Annotated in this window: 3 protein-coding genes; 1 reads left to right on the top strand and 2 read right to left on the bottom strand. The window is 79.3% G+C overall.

Translation table 11 applies throughout. The features are described from left to right. The coding region (locus PYV61_RS23025) for a hypothetical protein (protein WP_275836101.1) at nt 1-190 on the bottom strand (190 nt) is incomplete at its 3' end. Between the two features lie 148 nt (nt 191-338). Further along, nucleotides 339-2,345: an Ig-like domain-containing protein gene (locus tag PYV61_RS23020; protein ID WP_275836099.1), complete on the bottom strand. Its 2,007-nt coding sequence runs from the start codon at nt 2,343-2,345 to the stop codon at nt 339-341. Between the two features lie 223 nt (nt 2,346-2,568). Between PYV61_RS23020 and PYV61_RS23015 the strand changes: the two genes are divergently transcribed. Further along, nucleotides 2,569-3,075 (top strand): heme-binding protein, encoded by a 507-nt coding sequence (locus PYV61_RS23015; RefSeq protein ID WP_275836098.1) that lies wholly within the window; start codon nt 2,569-2,571, stop codon nt 3,073-3,075. The last annotated feature ends 92 nt before the right edge of the window (nt 3,076-3,167 follow it).

The raw sequence follows: 3,167 nt of genomic DNA, 5'->3' as shown, positions 1-3,167 counted from the left end.
CGCGCGGCGCGGCCAGCGGCGCCGCGGCCGACGCGTGGGCCGCGGCGCCGGCGAGGCGGCGGGCGGCGCCGACCGACGCGGCACCCGACAGGACGGCGAACCCCGCGACGAGCGCGAAGGCCGCGAGCAGCTTGGTCTGGAACGAGACGCCCGCGGCGGGGCCGGCGGGGCGCGGGGCAGGGGTGGCCATCGGAGGGAGGGGACAGGGAGGTGGGAAGCGGGCCGATGACGTTCCACCGGCCCGCCGTCATGATCGTCTCGTCACCACCCCGCCGAACCTGAAATCCCCCACACCGACAGGACGAATCCCTTACACGACGCGGGATCTGACGGCCCCGTCACGGAAGCGGCCGCTGCCCCTGCACCACGCGCGGCGTCGGGTTCGGGGTGTCGGCGGGGGTCGCGGCGCCCACCCCGAGCTGGCCGACGTCGTTCAGCCCCCAGCACCACGTCGTCAGCCGGTCCTCGGCGATGGCGCACGAGTGCCCCCCCTGTCCGGTGCCGACCCCCGCGGCGACCACCTCCTGCACGCGCCCGAGCCCCTGCACGCGCGCGGGCTGCGGGCGCGGCGACGCGTCGCCGGTGCCGAGCCGCCCGTCGCCGCCGTTCCCCCAGCACCACGCCTCGCCGGCGGTGGTGACGCCGCAGCTGTGCACGTAGCCGGCGGAGAGCGCGCGCCACGTCAGCCCGCCCGCCACCGCGCGCGGCGTCGCCGCGTCGTCGCCGCCGCCGTCGCCGAGCCGCCCCGCGTTCGAGCCCCAGCAGTGCGCGCGCCCGTCGGCCGCGATGCCGCACGCGTGCACGTTCCCCACCGACACCGCGCGGAACGCGATCCCGCCCGCCACCGGCTGCGGCGACGACGCCAGCGCGCCCGACGCGGGGTTGCCGAGCAGCCCCTGCGTCCCGTTCCCCCAGCAGTACGCCGCGTTCGCCGTCGTCGCCGCGCACGTCGTGAAGCTTCCCGCCGAGAGCGCGGCGAACGTCAGCCCGCCCGCCACCTCCTGCGGCGCGGCGCGGCTCGCGGTCGTGCCGCCGCCGAGCTGCCCGCTGGCGCCGTTCCCCCAGCAGTGCGCGCGCCCCTCCGCGGTGACGCCGCAGCTGTGCTCCGCGCCGACGGCGATGGCGCGGAACGTCAGCCCGCCGCCGACGGCGACCGGAGTCGGGCGGTCCGCGCCCGCGCCGTCGCCGAGCTGCCCCCACCCGTTGTACCCCCAGCACCACGCGCGGCCGTCGGTCGCGAGCCCGCAGGTGTGGCGCGCGAACGCCGCGAGCTGCGTGAAGCGCACCGCCCCCGCGACGCGCACCGGCGCCGCGGACGACATGCCGTCGCCGCCGCGACCGTCGCCGAGGCGCCCCTCGCGCCCCGCCAGCCCCCAGCACCACGCGATCCCCCCGGACGCGAGGTCGCACGCGTGCATCGTGCCGGCGACGACGGAGCGGTAGCGGATCACCACCACGCGCGACGCGGTCCCCGTGCGCCCCTCGCTCGTCGCGGTGACGGTGACGGTGCCGCGGTCGACGCCGGTCAGCATCCCCGTCTCGGCGTCCACGGTCGCGACGGCGGGGTCGCTGCTCGTCCACCGCACCGCGCGGTCGGCGAGCTCCGCGCCGGCCGAGTCGCGCAGCGTCGCGCGCAGCCGCACGACGTCGAACGCCTCCAGCGTGTCGAGCGCGCCGGCGACGGTCACGGTGCGCACCGGCGCCGGCGCGGCGGCGGGCGCCGTCACGGTCACCGCGGCCTCCGCGCTCCGCCCCTCGCTGGTCGCGGTGATCGTCGCGGCGCCGGCGGCGGCGGCGCGCACCACGCCGCTCGCGCGGGCGACGCGCGCGAGCGCGGGCGCGCTGCTCGCGAACCGCACGACGCGCCCCGTCAGCGGCGTCCCCTGCGCGTCGCGCGGCAGCGCCGTCACCGCCGCCGTGTCGCCGACGCGCAGCGCCAGCGTCGTCGGCGCGACGGTCAGCGTCGCCACGGGCGCCGGCGCCGGCGCGGCCACGATCACCTCGGCGTCCGCGCTGCTCGCCCCGAAGCGCACCGAGACGCGCGCGCTCCCGGCGGCGCGCGCGGTGACGCGCCCGGTCTGGTCGACGGTCGCGACGGCGGTGTCGGCCGACGACCACGCGAAGGCGGTGACGGCCACCTCGGCGCCGGTCACGTCGAGGAAGCGCGCGGCGAGCGTGCCGGCGGCGCCGGGCTGGAGGCGCAGCGTGTCGGGCGCGACGCGCACCGCGACGACCTGCCCGGGCTGCGGGCCCTCCGGGAAGTCGTCGCGCTGGCACGCGGCGAGCGCGACGAGCAGGCAAGACAGCGCGAGCGCCGGGGCGGCGCGCGGGGTGGTGCGCATCATGGAGCGTCCTCGAAGGCGTCGGCCGACGCGTGCCCCGCGCCGGCGGGCCGACGGGCGGCGGCGCGGGGAGCGGCATCATGCGCGCGCCCATGCCCCGCGCGGGTAGTGCAGCTGACCCACCGCGCGACGCGCGGTCTCGCGCGCGGACCTCCTGACGCGTCCCGGACGACTCGCGCACCGTCCGACCCATGTCGCCGCGCGCGCGTCGGGCGACCCTGCGCGCATGACGCGCACACCACTCCTCCTCTCCGCCGCGCTCCTCGCGTGCGCCGCGCTCCCCGCGCGCGCGCAGGCGCCGGCCGGCGCCTCCGCCTCCGCCGTTCCGACGCGCGCGGCGCCCACGCTCACCCTCGACGGCGCGCGGCGCGCGGTCGCCGGCGTCGAGCGCGAGGCCGCGCGCCTGTCGCGCACTTTCTGCGTCGTCGTCGTCGCGCGCGGCGGCGAGGTGGTCGCGGTGGCGCGGCAGGACGGCGTGCTGCCGGCGATCTGCGACGTCGCGCGCGCGAAGGCGCGCACCGCCGCGCGCTACGGCCGCCCCTCGCGCGCCTGGGCCGAGCTGCTCGGCCGCGGCAACGCGGGCGCGCTCGCCACCCTCCCCGACATGTTCGCCGTCGAGGGGGGCGTCCCCGTGCTCGCCGGCGACGTCGTGGTCGGCGCCGTCGGCGTCAGCGGCGCCAGCGCGGCGCAGGACGGGCTGGTCGCCGAGGCCGGGGCCGCCGCCATCCGTTGAAGATCAACTGCCGGGAGAACGGATGAGACGGATCCGTTCTGGGCGATTATCAAAGATCTGGTAGCAGATTGGAGGCTCCATCCGCGCGGAGG

This window comes from Roseisolibacter sp. H3M3-2, assembly GCF_029211165.1.
GTDB lineage: Bacteria > Gemmatimonadota > Gemmatimonadetes > Gemmatimonadales > Gemmatimonadaceae > Roseisolibacter.
This window is presented reverse-complemented; position numbering and strand designations above follow the sequence as displayed.

What these genes read in the sequence shown, in the direction of transcription:
- PYV61_RS23015 (WP_275836098.1), top strand. Translation starts at nt 2,569, where the DNA reads ATGACGCGCACACCACTCCTCCTCTCCGCCGCGCTCCTCGCGTGCGCC.
- PYV61_RS23020 (WP_275836099.1), bottom strand. Translation starts at nt 2,345, where the DNA reads ATGATGCGCACCACCCCGCGCGCCGCCCCGGCGCTCGCGCTGTCTTGC.